Annotated in this window: 14 protein-coding genes and 1 pseudogene; 8 read left to right on the forward strand and 7 right to left on the reverse strand. The window is 57.7% G+C overall.

What is annotated here, in order from left to right; translation table 11 throughout:
* The 3 genes and pseudogenes from NOR51B_RS15750 to NOR51B_RS13830 all read right to left on the reverse strand — a co-directional run.
* A pseudogene (locus tag NOR51B_RS15750) lies at positions 1–208 on the reverse strand (fumarylacetoacetate hydrolase family protein); the annotation flags it as partial.
* Between the two features lie 151 nt (positions 209–359).
* Positions 360–1,808, reverse strand: a complete 1,449-nt coding sequence (locus tag NOR51B_RS13825; RefSeq protein WP_009020204.1) for an oxidoreductase — start codon at positions 1,806–1,808, stop codon at positions 360–362.
* A gap of 2 nt (positions 1,809–1,810) precedes the next feature.
* The gene (locus tag NOR51B_RS13830; protein ID WP_009021051.1) at positions 1,811–2,308 is read right to left on the reverse strand and encodes a MarR family winged helix-turn-helix transcriptional regulator; all 498 of its coding nucleotides are present in this window, start codon (positions 2,306–2,308) and stop codon (positions 1,811–1,813) included.
* 132 nt (positions 2,309–2,440) lie between these two features.
* Between NOR51B_RS13830 and NOR51B_RS15755 the strand changes: the two genes are divergently transcribed.
* The 7 genes from NOR51B_RS15755 (at position 2,441) to NOR51B_RS13860 (ending at position 8,571) form a co-directional block, all read left to right on the forward strand.
* On the forward strand, positions 2,441–3,349 hold the full coding sequence (locus NOR51B_RS15755) for an anthraniloyl-CoA monooxygenase (RefSeq protein ID WP_009020531.1): 909 nt from the start codon (positions 2,441–2,443) through the stop codon (positions 3,347–3,349).
* The gene (locus tag NOR51B_RS13835) at positions 3,253–4,761 is read left to right on the forward strand and encodes an oxidoreductase (RefSeq protein WP_230198513.1); all 1,509 of its coding nucleotides are present in this window, start codon (positions 3,253–3,255) and stop codon (positions 4,759–4,761) included. The genes NOR51B_RS15755 and NOR51B_RS13835 overlap by 97 nt, the downstream gene beginning before the upstream one ends.
* The gene (locus tag NOR51B_RS13840; RefSeq protein WP_040482159.1) at positions 4,758–5,510 is read left to right on the forward strand and encodes an SDR family NAD(P)-dependent oxidoreductase; all 753 of its coding nucleotides are present in this window, start codon (positions 4,758–4,760) and stop codon (positions 5,508–5,510) included. Before NOR51B_RS13835 ends, NOR51B_RS13840 begins: the two co-directional genes overlap by 4 nt.
* Positions 5,511–5,532: 22 nt before the next feature.
* Positions 5,533–6,345, forward strand: a complete 813-nt coding sequence (locus tag NOR51B_RS13845; RefSeq protein ID WP_009019978.1) for an enoyl-CoA hydratase family protein — start codon at positions 5,533–5,535, stop codon at positions 6,343–6,345.
* 15 nt (positions 6,346–6,360) lie between these two features.
* Complete coding sequence (locus NOR51B_RS13850; RefSeq protein ID WP_009019016.1) at positions 6,361–7,539, forward strand: acyl-CoA dehydrogenase family protein; 1,179 nt, start codon at positions 6,361–6,363, stop codon at positions 7,537–7,539.
* Positions 7,540–7,654: 115 nt separating this feature from the next.
* Positions 7,655–8,080, forward strand: a complete 426-nt coding sequence (locus tag NOR51B_RS13855; protein WP_009019970.1) for a MaoC/PaaZ C-terminal domain-containing protein — start codon at positions 7,655–7,657, stop codon at positions 8,078–8,080.
* On the forward strand, positions 8,077–8,571 hold the full coding sequence (locus tag NOR51B_RS13860) for a hotdog family protein (protein ID WP_009020488.1): 495 nt from the start codon (positions 8,077–8,079) through the stop codon (positions 8,569–8,571). Before NOR51B_RS13855 ends, NOR51B_RS13860 begins: the two co-directional genes overlap by 4 nt.
* Here the strand turns inward: NOR51B_RS13860 and NOR51B_RS13865 are convergent.
* Genes NOR51B_RS13865 through NOR51B_RS13875 form a run of 3 tightly spaced genes read right to left on the reverse strand, consistent with a single transcriptional unit; the run spans position 8,556 to position 13,064 of the window.
* Entirely contained in the window at positions 8,556–10,049 is a 1,494-nt protein-coding gene (locus NOR51B_RS13865; RefSeq protein ID WP_009020174.1) for an indolepyruvate oxidoreductase subunit beta family protein, read from the reverse strand. The genes NOR51B_RS13860 and NOR51B_RS13865 overlap by 16 nt on opposite strands.
* Positions 10,046–12,232 carry an indolepyruvate ferredoxin oxidoreductase subunit alpha gene (locus tag NOR51B_RS13870; RefSeq protein ID WP_009020373.1) on the reverse strand — a complete coding sequence of 729 codons (2,187 nt, stop codon included), beginning with the start codon at positions 12,230–12,232 and terminating at the stop codon, positions 10,046–10,048. The genes NOR51B_RS13865 and NOR51B_RS13870 overlap by 4 nt, the downstream gene beginning before the upstream one ends.
* A gap of 43 nt (positions 12,233–12,275) precedes the next feature.
* Entirely contained in the window at positions 12,276–13,064 is a 789-nt protein-coding gene (locus NOR51B_RS13875) for a cyclase family protein (RefSeq protein WP_009020593.1), read from the reverse strand.
* A gap of 196 nt (positions 13,065–13,260) precedes the next feature.
* Between NOR51B_RS13875 and NOR51B_RS13880 the strand changes: the two genes are divergently transcribed.
* Positions 13,261–13,653 carry a RidA family protein gene (locus NOR51B_RS13880; protein ID WP_009019557.1) on the forward strand — a complete coding sequence of 131 codons (393 nt, stop codon included), beginning with the start codon at positions 13,261–13,263 and terminating at the stop codon, positions 13,651–13,653.
* Between the two features lie 80 nt (positions 13,654–13,733).
* Here the strand turns inward: NOR51B_RS13880 and NOR51B_RS13885 are convergent, their stop codons facing one another.
* Entirely contained in the window at positions 13,734–14,177 is a 444-nt protein-coding gene (locus NOR51B_RS13885; protein WP_009019540.1) for a MaoC family dehydratase, read from the reverse strand.
* Positions 14,178–14,248 lie beyond the last annotated feature (71 nt).

A 14,248-nucleotide genomic window follows, 5' to 3' on the forward strand; every position in this document is an offset into this window, starting at 1 on the left:
CGCGCACCACCGGCGGCTGCAGGATGACATCACCAACGGCGTAGTCCGCCGACAATGCGCACTCGGCATCATCGATCGAGTCGCCCCGCTGAAGGTACTCGAGCAGCGAGCCACCGCGACGTACACCCAGATCAACAACACCCTCGTCTGTAACCAGGCCCCAGGTATCGACACCCGCGTGCTGAAAACTCGCCAATTTCACACTCATTCTCCCAACCAATTCATCGATCTACGGTTTACAGGCAATCTCATGATTACAGCGCGAACTGCCCAATAATTAGGTAACGTGTTACGTTTTTTATCACAAATCGTGGCAAACACCAATAACGCAACGCAACGGTTTGAAAACGAGGGGCGGCTTAACGCCAGGCGGGCGCGGTCAGGCGTCGCTTTCCATCACTGGCGAGAACCACGCCATCGTCATCGAGACGTTCGCGATCCCAGAGTTCGCAGGTGACCTGCTTGTGTTTCTGATCGAGCCCTTCGCAGTAATTGCTGTAACGGCAAACGATTACCTCATCGCCATGTCCCGTGCGCACCTTCTCGAACCAGTCAGGATCCGCCAGCGCCTGCCTGGCGAACGCGATGACGTCCGCGCGCTCCTCGCGCAACAGACGCTCCGCCTGGTCGAAACCATAAATGCCACCGGCGACTACAATCGGGGTTTCGAAACCGCTATCGCGCACTCGTTGACGAATCGCGGCAACCGGCTCAACGTTGCGCTCAAAGGGGCCCTGCTCATCAGAGATATAGGATGGCATGCACTCGTAGCCACTCTGGCCGGTATAGGGGTAAGCCGCCCATCCCACTTTGGGCTTCTTGGCGTCATCGAACTTTCCGCCCCGGGACAGGCTGAGGAAATCCATACCAGCGGCCGCAAACGCCTCGGCGAAATAGGTCGCATCAGACAGATCGCTACCGCCTGAAATGATTTCATCGCTGAGAAATCGGCAACCCACTGCAACATCGTCGCCAACCACCTGTCGAACCGCGTCATACACCTCTAGCGGCAACCGAACCCGGTTTTCCCGGGAGCCCCCATAGCCGTCGGTGCGATCATTAACCCGGGAGAGAAAAGAAGCCATGGTATAGGCGTGCGCATAGTGCAGCTCTATACCATCAAAACCGGCGGCAACCGCCCTACCCGCTGCCGCTGAAAACAGCTCGGGCAATGTGTCAGGCAGCGCTGCAATCGCCGGTATATCGACATCGGTAACACGCTCGCGATAACCAAAACGCAAGTCCTCAATCTCGCGCGGTGCGAGAACCTCATCAAGGGCGGCATCATCCAGTCCAGCAAGCGCTGCCCGAACCTCGGTCTCGTGGGCCTCGTTCATCCCGAGTGCGGCACGGTGTTCATCGGTGATCGCAAGAAAGCGGTCAAAATACTTTTCCGGATCCGGCCTGCGCCGTATCGATAAAAAATCGATGAGCTGGATCAACAGGCGTGTTTTTCCGTCGCTGGCTTCACGTACGGCATCCACCAGCCGGGTGAGGCCCTCGATGTAACGATCGTTTGAAATACGAAGCAACGGGCCACTGGGGATATCCCGGATTCCCGTCGCTTCGATCACGATGGCGCCCGGCTTGCCCTCGGCAAAACGGGCGTACCAGTCAATCACGTCCTGGGTTACCTCACCGGCCTCATTCGACCGCCAGGGCACCATAGCGGGTATCCAGGTACGCTGTTGCAGCGCCATAGGACCTAAAGACACGGGTGAAAACAGATGGCTGGACACGGCTTCGCCGGCATCGGGCCAGTGGTCAACCTCAGCCTTGTATTTGATGCGCTGTGCGGGTTTCCACATAGTCAGGCCCCCTGTTCCGTGGCGGTAATACAACTCTTCAAACGCTTCAGGGATGCCATCAAATCATCGACCTCGCTCGCGTTCAAGCAACCCAGCATTTCCATGACCCACAACTCATGCTGTGTCGCCATCTCGGAAAAGCGTCGTTTACCCTGCCGCGTCAATCGGACACAAAAGGTTCGTCGATTTTCAGGCACCGGCTCGCGACTGATCAAACCCTCACTCTCAAGCTGCGTCGCAAGCCCGGAGACACTGCCCCCCGAGACCATCATTCTCGCGGAAAGCTCGCCCATGGTCAGACCATCAGACGCCCGCTCGAGTTGCGCCAGAAAATCGAATCTCGGGAGCGTGGTATCAAACTCCTCCCGCAAACGCGAACGGAGACGCTTCTCAATCAGATTCGTACAGGTTAATAGCCGCAACCAGAGTCGGATCGACTGGTGGTCGTCGGCCGCAATACGAGACTCGTGATCGAGTGTTGCCAGTTCGGGCTGCGCCATAGTCGTGTCTCTGGGAAAAGTCCTGTGAATAATATTTTAAATATAAAATGTTTTGCTTATACTGGCCAGAGATTTTCGTCTGAAAAGACAACAGTGGCTGTTTCCAGATTTCATCATAAGTAGGGGTTTGCTATGAAGATGGTGTGTTTAGGCGGGGGACCTGCGGGTCTGTATCTCGGTATTTCCATGAAGCTTCGCAACCCTGAAAACGAGGTGGCCGTCTACGAGCGCAATCGTCCCGACGACACGTTTGGCTGGGGCGTCGTGTTCTCCGATCAAACGGTCGACAACCTCATGGAAAATGACCCGAGGAGCGGAAAAGCCATCGCCGATGAATTTATTCATTGGGACCTGATCGATTGTTATGTTGAAGGTAAGGTCGAACGCTCCGGGGGGCACGGATTTATCGGGCTGGGCCGCAAGCGGATGCTGCAACTGCTTCACCAGCGGGCTGAAGAACTCGGCGTCGAACTGCATTTTGAAACCGAGGTCGACCTCGACGATATCGATGGTCGCTTTGCCGACGCCGACATTATTGTTGCCAGTGATGGTCTCAACTCAAAGGTGCGCAACAGCGATTTAGACAACTTTGAATGCACCATCGATGTGCGCCCCAACAAGTTTGTCTGGCTCGGTACCCATCAGACCTTCAGCGATGCCTTCACTTTCATTTTCGAAAAGACCGAGCATGGCTGGATCTGGGTCCACGCCTACCAGTTTGATGACAAGACCTCGACGTTTATTGTCGAGACAACACCCGAGGTCTACGACGCCATGGGTTTTGAACACATGACTCATGAAGAGAGTGCCGAAACCTGTCGCAAGATTTTTGAAGACTACCTCGATGGCCATGACCTGATGACCAACTCGGCCCATATCCGCGGATCGGCGTGGATCAGCTTCCCCTATGTGAAGTGCGACAACTGGATAAAGATGACCGTATCGTGCTCATCGGCGACGCCGCCCATACCGCACACTTCGCGATCGGCTCTGGCACCAAGCTCGGTCTGGAGGACGCCATATCCCTGGCCAAGCATCTGAACAGTGGCGAGCCGGTCAAAGAAGCGCTTCACTCGTATCAGGAGGAGCGAAAGATCGATGTTCTCCGTCTGCAGAACAGCGCCTACAACGCCATGGTGTGGTTCGAGAATACGCCGAGGTACATCGAAGCCTTCGATCTCAAGCAGTTCAACTATTCGATGCTTACCCGTAGCCAGCGCGTCAGCCACGAGAATCTTCGGCTTCGCGATAAGCAGTGGCTGGAAAACATGGAAGTGCATCTCGCCCAACGCCATCTCGGCAGTGAGCAGAGTGAACCCGTACCGCCCATGTTCCTGCCCTATCAGCTTCGCGAAATGTCACTGGATAATCGCGTCGCGGTATCGCCCATGTGTATGTATAGCGCCACCGATGGCATGCCCGACGACTGGCATCTGGTGCACTACGGAGCGCTTGCCAAAGGCGGCGCTGGCCTCGTCTACACCGAGATGACCAATATCAGCCCAGAGGCGCGAATCACCCCGGGATGTACGGGGATATGGAGCGATGAACACACCGCCGCCTGGAAGCGAATCGTTGATTTTGTCCACCAGCACAGTCATGCCAAGTTCGCGATGCAAATTGGTCATGCAGGCCCAAAGGGTGCGACCCTGGAGCCCTGGAAGTGGGATCCCAATATCCTCGACGAACCGCTACCCGAAGCAGAGCAATGGCCACTATTGTCAGCAAGCGCAGTGCCCTTCGACAGTTACAGCCCGGTTCCCAAAGCCATGGACAGGGCGGATATGGACCAGATCAGGGACGAGCACGTCGCCGCCGCCAAACGCGCTGCCGACGCCGGCTTCGATATGATCGAGATGCACGCGGCTCATGGCTACCTGCTATCATCCTTTATCACCCCGGTATTGAATTCGAGGACCGACGAATACGGCGGGTCGCTGGAAAACCGTCTGCGCTACCCGCTCGAGGTCTTCACCGCCATGCGTGAGGTCTGGCCGGCTGACAAGCCCATGTCGGTTCGTATTTCGGCCCACGACTGGATCGGCGAGTCCGGCATTACCGAAGCCGACGCACTCGCCATTGCCAAGGCCTTTAGTAACGCCGGTGCTGATCTGATCAACGTGTCCACCGGTCAAACCAGCCACGACGCCAAACCGCAGCCGGGCCGCATGTTCCAGACACCCCTGTCTGACCTGATTCGAAATGAGGGCGCCATCAACACCATCGCCGTCGGCAACATTTACGAGATCGACCATGTGAACAGTATTATCGCGGCAGGTCGTGCCGATCTCGTCTGTCTGGCCCGCCCTCACCTGGCCGATCCAAACTGGACGCTCCATGCCGCCGCCGAGCTCGGTTATCAGGGGCCCGCAGTGCATGAGCCGCACCAGTACTTTCTGGGCTATCGCCAGTTGTACACCAACGCCGAACGCGCCCGGACCAGCGCCGAATGACTTCCCATGCTGTGGTAACCGGTGCCGGTAGCGGCATTGGCGCGGAGATTGCCCGGGAATTATCACAGCAGGGCTGGCGACTGACACTATTGGGACGCCGAATCGACCCGCTGGAAACGCTCTCGAAAGCGTTGCCCGCCGATTCACTGCCGCTATCCTGCGACGTAACCCAGCCGGAAGATGTCAGCGCCGCGTTTGCACGCGCCCGAGAACAGTTTGGCGCCGTCCATGCACTGATCAATTGCGCGGGCGCGGCACCGAGCGCCCCGTTTCACAAGATCAGTTATGACCAATGGCAGGCCACTCTCGGCGTCAACCTCAATGGGGTTTTTCTCGCGACTCAAGCGGCACTGGAGGATATGCGAACGGCCAAATCGGGGCGCATCATCAACATTGCGAGTACCGCATCGCTCAAGGGTTATGCCTACGTCAGCGGATACTGTGCGGCCAAGCACGCTGTGCTGGGAATGACGCGCTCGCTGGCGCTCGAACTCGCCTCAATCGGTATCACCGTCAATGCGATCTGCCCAGGCTATACCGATACGGATATCATCCGCGACGCGGTGGCCGGTATCGCCCAGAAAACTGGCCGGACTGAAGACGAAGCCCTCACCCACTTTACCGACAGCAATCCTCAGGGGCGCCTGATAACCCCGCTGGAGGTTGCGTCGGCGGTTCAGTGGTTGCTTAGCGACGGGGCCTCGGGGGTTAACGGACAAGCAATTGCCATCAACGGCGGTGAAATCTAAAAGCAGGACGGAGCGAACAGTAATGCAGCAAACAAGCGTGACAGATTATAAGCCCGAGCATTTTTTGTGGGAAGTTGCCGAGGGTGTCGGCACCATTACGCTGAATCGACCGGAGCGAAAAAACCCACTCACGTTTGAATCCTACGCCGAACTGCGCGATCTGTTCCGCACACTGGTTTACGCCGATGACGTCGACACGGTGGTGATAACCGGCGCCGGAGGAAACTTCTGTTCGGGTGGCGATGTCCACGAGATCATCGGCCCCCTGACCAAAATGTCGATGTCCGAGCTCATTGCGTTCACGCGTATGACCGGCGACCTGGTGAAGGCCATGCGCGCGTGTCGCCAACCGGTCATTAGCGCCGTTGAGGGCGTCTGTGCCGGCGCGGGTGCGATCATCGCCATGGCCAGTGATCTGCGCTACGCCGGCCCCTCCGCCAAGGTGGCCTTTCTGTTCAATCGCGTCGGCCTGGCGGGCTGTGACATGGGAGCATGCTCGCTGCTACCCCGATTGATCGGCCAGGGACGCGCCAGCGAATTGCTGTATTTCGGCCGCTCCATGAGTGCAGAAGAAGGTGAGCGCTGGGGGTTTTTCAACGGTATTAGCGAACAGCCCCTGACCGATGCACTGGCAGCGGCGAAACGAATCAGCTCGGGCCCTACCTTCGCCAATGGCATCACCAAAACCCAGCTGCATCAGCAGTGGAATATGTCGGTCGATCAAGCGATCGAGTGCGAAGCACAGGCACAGGCCATATGTATGCAAACCGAGGATTTTCGACGTGCTTACCACGCCTTTATCGAGAAGCAACAGCCCGTGTTCGAGGGTGACTGAGCGCAGGAGCCACCAATGAGTGATCAATCCTATCTGGGCTGGCCGTTTTTCGATGCGGAACACGCCACCCTCGTACAGACATTGGATGAGTGGGCCAAAGCACATCTGCCTCAACTCACCGCGCATGAGCACGAAGACCTCGATGGAACCTGTCGACGACTGGTAACCGCTCTCGGCGAGGCGGGCTTTACGCGTTATGCCGTGCCCGCAGGGGCCGGCGGTGTGTACGAAAAACTCAATGTACGCAGTCTTTGCCTGATTCGCGAAACCCTCGCGCGCCACAATGCCCTCGCCGACTTCGCCTTCGCAATGCAGGGGCTGGGCAGTGGTCCGATCTCGCTATTTGGCACCGAGCAACAACAGCAGGACTACCTCGCCGACGTCGCTGAAGGTTCCAAAATCAGCGCGTTTGCACTCTCTGAACCCAACGCAGGCTCAGATGTTGCCGCCATGGAGTGCCGCGCCGAGGCTGAAGGCGATGGCTTTATCCTCAACGGCACGAAAACCTGGATTTCCAATGCAGGGATAGCGGACTTTTATACCGTATTCGCAAGAACCGATCCCACTCTCGAAGGCGCCAAGGGCATCAGCTGCTTTATCGTTCCCGCCGACACCCCCGGGTTCGAGGTGAGCGAACGCATTGATCTGGTGGCGCCGCATCCGCTGGGAACATTGCAATTCACGGATTGCTACCTGCCGGCAAAACAGCTGGTCGGTGAGCAGGGCCGGGGGTTTGCGATCGCAATGGCAACACTCGATGTGTTCCGTTCGACCGTCGCCGCCGCCGCGCTGGGTATGGCTCGGTGCGCGCTGGATGCCACTCTCGACCACATCGGTCAGCGGGACATTTTTGGTGGCAAGCTGGTCGACCTGCCACTGGTTCAGGCCAAGGTTGGCGATATGGCGCTTGCGATCGACTCCAGCGCGCTTCTTGTCTACCGCGCCGCATGGACCAAGGACTGTGTTGCGGAGCGCGTTACCCGGGAGGCGGCAATGGCCAAACTGGCCGCTACCGAGTCGGCGCAACAGGTGATAGACAGCGCGGTGCAACTCCACGGCGGAAAAGGGGTCACCAAAGGGAATATTGTCGAATCGCTCTACCGGGATATTCGCGCGCTGCGTATTTACGAAGGCGCCAGCGAGGTACAGCAGACCATTATTGCCCGCCAGGCCATCGACCAGCACAAGGGCTAAATCGCAGGTGGCGGCTGGAGCACCGCGTCACTGACGTCGGTGTGGCCGGCCAATGGCTTGCACCCGGGCGCGAGTCATCGCAAAATCCGCGTCCTTTAACCGCGGGAATCCCCCCATGCCCCATCCCAGTCTCGCCACCGGCGATACCCTGACCAGCAGCGAGCTGCGTATTACCGAAGCGGATATTCTCAGCTTTGCCCGCGCCTTTGATCCACAGCCCTATCACCTCGACCGAGCGGCGGGTGAGGCCTCCATATTTGGCGGCCTGTGCGCCAGTGGCTGGCAGGTGGCGGCACTGAGCACACGGCTGGTTGAAGAATCATTGATCGACTCCAAGCTTGATGTACTCGACATCGCCGGCGTGGACTCCATGCGCTGGCTGCGACCCACCTTTGTCGACGAGACCATTAAGACCGTCAGCGAAGTGGTCACCGCAGACCACCAGCATGTCGCGCTCTCGGTGCGTGTTGTGACGGGTGACGATGAACCGGTGGCCACTATGGCCTGTCGTGTCGCACTGGCCAGCGGAGGTCAGTCATGAGTAATGCGTTTATACGCAGCCGGTGGTTTGAAGATATCCCTGTGGGCGAATTCCATGTCTTTGGTTCACACACATTCTCAGAACTCGAGATCATAGAATTCGGAAAGACCTACTCGCCCCGAGCTCATCACACGACACCTCAAAACGCCGAAACCACTGGCAATGCGCTGGTCGCAGCGCCCTGGCACGTCACCGCCATGTGGATGCGCATGATGGTCAATTATATGGAGCGCTACGCAGCGGGCGTGCAGGACGGGCGTCGTAATGGGGCCGGCATGGGGCTCGAGAAACTGGAATGGTTCCAGCCCGTGCTACCGGGCCACACCATTACCTTCACTTACGAAATTATTGCCAAGTCCGAGAAAATCGTCCGCGACCGCTGGGGCATTATTCGATCGAGGAACGAAGCCTTTAACCAGTACAACGATAAGGTAATGAGCTTTGAGATCGACATCCTGGCCGAGCGCGCTGTCGGTCAGGCAAGCGCCTGATTCAACGCGCCTTCGAAAGGTGCGCTGTCCTCACCCTCCATTGCCGCTTCACGCAACTGGCGAATCCTCGCGGGGCTCACCTCCGCCTCGCGATCAACCGTGTCGAGGATACGCATGAGTCGACTGGTGGTTCGGGCGCGGGTAGCACCGTAGCCCTTAACCATTCGACCGCACTCGGCAAGCTCGAGAGCAAGTTCGGGGTCCCGGGCTGATGCCCAAAGCACGGCGCCAAACCATCGATCGATCATCCCTCGTTCTTCCGCGTAACCCAGAGTTCCCCTGCGGAAACGTCGCAATCGAGCCAGCACCCGCATTATCAGATAAACCGATAGCCGATCGGTACGTAACTTGCGCGGGCCGAGTAGGCGTCCCAGGCCGGAACGTGCGGTCTCCGAAGCCAACAACCGCTCACCGAATCGTTTGGGTAGCATGGCAGCGATCTCCTCCACACGCGGGTGAAAAAACTCGGTCACCCGGATGGGCTGCTCGGGTTCTGCACGAACTTCATCCCTGATCGCCTGCTGCCGATCAGGGCGCACCTTTAACTGAGCCACTCGCGGGATATCCTCAAAGGCCATCCACAAGGCCAGATAGCGCGCCGCCTCGGTGAGCGCGACTGAACCCGCGCTATCCAATGCCGTCGCCAATTTTTCGACCAAAAAGAGATAGTCCTCGGCATAGGCCAGATCCTGATAATCAATGAGACGCGACGCGCCTCGATAAACCACCTCATGGCACATCACCGGTAACGCCCGCATGCGTTCGATGAGCACACGCCCTTGGGCAGTGTGTGCATCAGGCAACACAAAACCGGAGGAATCGCCCTTATCATTGGGGTCAAAAAGACCTACGCCGCCGGACTGGGCACGATCCCATGCCTCGTTAAAGGCGGCACGATTGGCATCGGCTCCCCGCCCTTCGCCAATAATCCGCTCGAAGGTCTCCCGGGCGAAGGGCAGTACCTCGCTGCCGGCAATGGCCCCGAACAGCGCTGCAGACACCACCGTATTGTGGCGACCCACCAATTCCAGCATATCGAACTGAATAAAACGCCTGGCGTAGCGGGCGCACATCTCAGACAGCATTGCGGGATCGATCGTGCCGTCCCCTGTCGCGCTTTTTTCGGTAATACCGTAGACACGATGCGTCGATGCAATCAGCGTGGTCTGCTCGGGAGAAACAAACCCCCGACTCAGCATTCGGCCGGCCTCGGCTATTTCTGATGCCACCGCGATATCGATGTCGCCCTGTGACGGGAACAGCGACAGCACCGGTTGGCTGCCGTCTTCCGGGCGGGGAATAAACTCCAGATAATAAATCGTGGCTCCCGTGCGCTGGGCGACGCCCGCCAGCGACGTGGTTTGACACAACCAACCCTCTTGATCGGCAACCGCAATAAGCCAATTGGTCAGTACACCGCCCCCCTCGCCACCGAGAGCAGCAATCACCATATTGATGGCGCGCGAAGAATCACTCACAGGGATGCGGCCTCCATTCGCTGCTCATCCCGACGCCGGAACCAGGCGATGACACGCTGCCGCAATGTGTCTTTCGCACGATCGAAACTATTAGGGTTGTAAACCAGATCCACCTGGGAAAACGACGGACAAAGCACCGCACTATGGGCGTTCTCGCCACACACACCACAGCCCACACAACTGTTGTCAACGTAGGACACCGGGTCTGTGCGCAGGGGATCGGGATTATCCTTGATGGTCAGTGACGGGCAACCCGAGAGTCGTATGCAGCCATGATCACCCGTACAGGTTTGAGGATCGACGTAGAACCGCGATCGATGAATCCGCTTACCGGAGGCGATTGCGCTCTTCATCATGGGTTTGACCCGGCGCTGGCGATTGAGCATACACTCTCCCTCGGCAACAACGACCTTGAGCCCGGGGAGACTACTCGTCAGGGCTTCGTGCAAGGTGTTTTTCATCGCTTCGATATTGTAGGTACTCACCGTGCGAATCCACTTGACGCCGGCTCCGCGACAGGCCTCTTCAATACTTTGGTAGTCGTCACGGCGTGGCGCATCGGCGTCGATGGTGGAAGCAATGATATTGGGCTCAACCAGGGACGGAATATCCTGACCGCCGGTCGCCGCCGAATAGCCGTTGTCGACCACAATCAACAATCCGTCATGATGATTAAACACCGCGCTGGCAACACCGCTGGTCAATCCGTTATGCCAGAAACCGCCATCACCCATAATGCTTATCGCCTTGTGCGGCAGCGCATGCCGGACACTCGAGGAACTCGCCAGTGACAGGCCATAGCCCATGATGGTGTTACCCAGATTGAAAGGTGCCAGGGTGGCAAAGGAGTGGCAGCCGATATCAGAGGAGATATGGAAAGGACCCAGTTCCTCCTGAACCTGCTTCACCGCCGAGAACAGGGGACGCTCGGGGCACCCGGTACATAAACCGGAAGGCCTGGGCGGCACATTGTCGAGCAGCGCCTGCTGATCTTCCTCGACCAGCGGCGTCTCCAGCGCGGCGACCTCTTCCGCGGAAGATAGCAATTCGATCTCAGGTCCTGAGGAGGCCTCGATAAACCGGGTGATGCCCAGCAGCATGACCTGCCCGGTATATTCACCGGCCATGGGCATGATGTCCTTGCCAAAAACCCGCGTCTGAAAATCGGCTCGGCGCAATGCCGTTTGGATTCCCTGCTCAATATACTCAGGCTGGCCCTCCTCCAGCACCAGTACCTGCTCTTTACCCACACAGAAATCAACCAATTCTTCGGGTATCAGCGGGTAGGCGACATTCAAAACATAAATAGGAATGTCGGTGTTGCCATAGACATCCGACAATCCCTGGCGTTGCAGGGCGCGAATGACCGTGTTGTAAGAGCCACCACAGGTAATAATGCCCAGATGCTCGTGACGCCCCGGGAACACTTCGTTGAGTTTATTGGCCTTGATAAATTCGATGGCCGCGGGTAATCGTTGAGCTATTTTTTCCCGTTCCTGGGCGTATACATTGGGCGGGAGGATGATTTTTTCGGGCTCTCGGTGGGGCGTAACCGGTGCACGATCGCTGAATTGAGGTTCGCGGTTGTCGCGGGCAACAAATTCACCGGTCACATGACAGCCACGGATACGCATCATATAAAAGATCGGTGTGTTACTGGCCTCTGAAAGTTCAAAGCCTTTCTCAACCATATCGACAATGCTGGTCAAATTCGGCCTCGGATCGAGCAGCCACATCTGCGCCTTCATGGCAAAGGCGTAGCTGCGCTCCTGCATGATGCTCGACCCCTCACCGTAGTCCTCACCCACAATCACCATGGCTCCACCGGTGACCCCAGAGGACGCGATATTGGACAGCGCGTCTGAGGCAACATTGGTACCCACCGTCGATTTCCAGGTTACTGCGCCGCGCAGCGGATAATTGATGGAGGCCGACAACATGGCTGCCGCCGTTGCCTCTGAACCCGACGCCTCGAAATGAACACCCAGTTCACCGAGAATGTCCTGGGCATCGTTGAGCACGTCCATCAGGTGTGAGATCGGGGAGCCCTGATAGCCGCCGACATAGGAGACCCCGGACTGGAGCAGCGCCTTGGTAATGGCGAGGATACCCTCGCCCTGAAACCGCTCGCCGTCACCCGCGCGCAGCTTTTTGACTTCCTCTTTAAACGACCGCTCAGCCATTGCTGTTTACTGCCTCCGATTTCGTGACGTGTTTAGGACTATTTCAGGCTGCCGGGACCAGTGCCAGGACGCGGCAGGGGCTACCAGAGCCATTTTCAATTTTGAGGGGCGCCGCGATGAGCACGGCACCGGTAGCCGGGAGCTGATCGAGGTTTCGCAGGCTGGCAAGGCCGCACTTGTTGGCGCCGTGCATCAGGTTGTGGCAGGGGAACATGGGATCCTGCGCCGAGGCCTGTCCCGAATCCGTGCCCACGGTCTCGACACCCACACCAATGACATTGCGCTCCTCCGCGAGGAAAGTCACGGTCGCGGGGTCCCAGCCGGGAGTATGCATACCGTCGTCGGAATGATTCAGAAACGTCTCATCTTCACGAGTCGACCAGTCGGTCCGATAAAGCACCCATGAGCCTTCAGGTATCTCGCCGTGCTTGGCCTCCCAGGCTTTCACAAAATCGACCGACATCAGAAAGTCGGGATCTGCAGTCGCCTCGGCCACCGCATCGATAACCACCGCCGGCGCGACAAAACGATCCGGGGGTAGCGTGTCGGTAGCGTGGTCCTCGTGATCCTTGCCGGTTACCCAGTGTATGGGCGCATCGAAATGCGTGCCCGTATGTTCACCGCATTTAATATTGTTCCAGTACCAGGCCGGGCCACGATCATCGTAGCGGGAGATCTCCTCCTTGGAAAACGGCCACGACTTGCCCCACCCAAACTCTTCAGGCAGCTCAAGAATGGGCGTATCGGCCGATAGGGTCACGCTGAGATCGACCACTTTTATTCCCCCTGACGTCAAACCCTGCGCCAGTTCCATCAATGCATTGCTTCCCATAATCGCTTCTTCCCTATTGGTAGATGTATCCGTGTAATACCGATGAGCATAACGCCGGGCACGCTGGACTGCGATACCATGGCAGTATCGCAATCACTGGCACAACCAATCGCACTAGCAGTGTGCCGCGAATGCTGGCGTATATTTTAAACCTAAAATATACTTGAGCCTCGAAAATTTGCAATGGAGAAAACGCATGCACACCACCTTGCTCCCCGAAGGTTGGCCCCGGCCCAAGGGCTATGCCAACGGCGTCATGGCCGAGGGCTCACAATGGATATTCTGCGGCGGCATGGTGGGATGGACGCCAGAGGAGGTGTTTGAGCACAAGGATTTTGTCGGTCAACTCCGGCAGGCATTGGTCAATGTTCACGCCGTGTTAACCGCCGCGGGGGCCGGGCCGGAGCACATGACGCGAATGACCTGGTACATCACCGACAAACCGGGTTATCTCGCAAACCTGCGCGAGGTAGGCAAAGCCTATCGGGATGTTATGGGCAAAAATTTCCCCGCGATGAGTGTGGTTGAGGTGAGTGCGCTGATCGAAGATGAGGCGCTGATCGAGGTTGAGGTTACGGCCATCAAGTAAGTGCCCTGACGTCAATGCTCGCGCTCTGCTTATAAGGGCGGAGGCAGCCGTGGGGAGACCTACCCGTGGGGGTGCGGCGTTTATAGCGGGCTTTTCCGGACGAACGCCTTATTTTCCATGGTCAGCACCGCCACCTTGTCCTGGTTTTCAACATAGGCGTGGGTGGCGACGATACCGCGATCGGGTTTGCTCCGGGACTGGCGCACCTCGATAATTTCCACACTGCCACTAAGTGTGTCACCGGCTTTCACAGGGTGCAGCCAGCGCAGCGTATCCACGCCTGGTGACACAATTACCGCGGCATCCTTCATATAGGCATCTACGGCCATGCGCATAAAAATGGAGGCCGTGTGCCAGCCGCTGGCAATTAACCCGCCCAGGGCCTGGGACTCGGGACTCTCGGGATCGACATGAAAAACCTGAGGATCGTACCGCTTTGCAAAATCGATCATCTCCCCCTCGGTGACGTGATAGGGCCCGATAGCGACTGATTCGCCCACGGTAAAGTCCTTGAGGTAACGCACAACAACTCCTCCAAAAATTTAAAAATATGCTTGCACAGAGCATATACCGCTGGTATTTATTTTAAACCTAA

It is taken from the genome of Luminiphilus syltensis NOR5-1B (assembly GCF_000158175.1).
Taxonomy (GTDB): Bacteria; Pseudomonadota; Gammaproteobacteria; order Pseudomonadales; family Halieaceae; genus Luminiphilus; species Luminiphilus syltensis.